The sequence below is a fragment of the Vibrio sp. 970 genome (assembly GCF_033339075.1).
Window position 1 is genome coordinate 1 of sequence record NZ_JAWOTW010000130.1, and the last position, 923, is coordinate 923.

General features: G+C 49.9%; 1 protein-coding gene. It reads left to right on the forward strand.

The window, feature by feature from the left end; translation table 11 throughout:
• Positions 1-923 (forward strand): potassium transporter TrkG (locus tag R7Q11_RS25210; protein ID WP_225466883.1); only part of this gene is annotated, 923 nt, incomplete at both ends.

Consider the following 923-nt stretch of genomic DNA (forward strand, 5'->3'; position numbering starts at 1 on the left):
AGCGAAAGGTGGCGAACCGCGCATTATATTGCTGAGCTTTCTCGGAGTGTTATTGCCTTCTGCTGTTCTGCTTACGCTACCGGTTTTTTCGGTTTCTGGTCTGTCTATTACTGACGCGTTGTTTACCGCGACTTCAGCCATTAGTGCGACGGGATTGGGTGTGGTCGATACTGGCCAACATTTTACGCTCGCGGGTAAAATTCTTCTGATGTGTTTGATGCAGATCGGCGGCTTAGGGCAAATGACCTTATCTGCGGTGCTGCTCTATATGTTTGGGGTGCGCTTGAGTCTACGTCAGCAGGCATTAGCCAAAGAAGCACTTGGCCAAGAAAGGCAAGTCAACCTGCGTCGTTTGGTGAAAAAGATCGTCACATTTGCGCTGGTGGCAGAGGCGATAGGTTTTGTCTTCCTCTCGTATCGTTGGGTGCCAGAAATGGGGTGGCAGACGGGCATGTTCTATGCGCTGTTCCACTCTATTTCGGCTTTCAATAATGCTGGCTTCGCTCTCTTCTCTGACAGCATGATGAGTTTTGTCAACGATCCGTTAGTGAGTTTCACCTTAGCTGGTCTGTTTATCTTTGGCGGCTTGGGTTTCACTGTGATTGGTGACGTTTGGCGACATTGGCGTAAAGGTTTCCACTTCTTACATATTCACACCAAAATAATGTTGATTGCCACGCCGTTACTGCTGTTGGTGGGAACGGTGCTGTTTTGGCTTTTGGAACGTCACAACCCCAACACCATGGGCTCGCTCACTACTGGCGGGCAATGGCTGGCCGCTTTCTTCCAATCAGCCAGTGCGCGGACAGCGGGTTTTAACAGTGTTGATTTAACGCAGTTCACGCAACCGGCATTACTCATCATGATCGTTTTGATGTTGATTGGTGCGGGTTCGACCTCTACGGGTGGCGGTATCAAGGTGT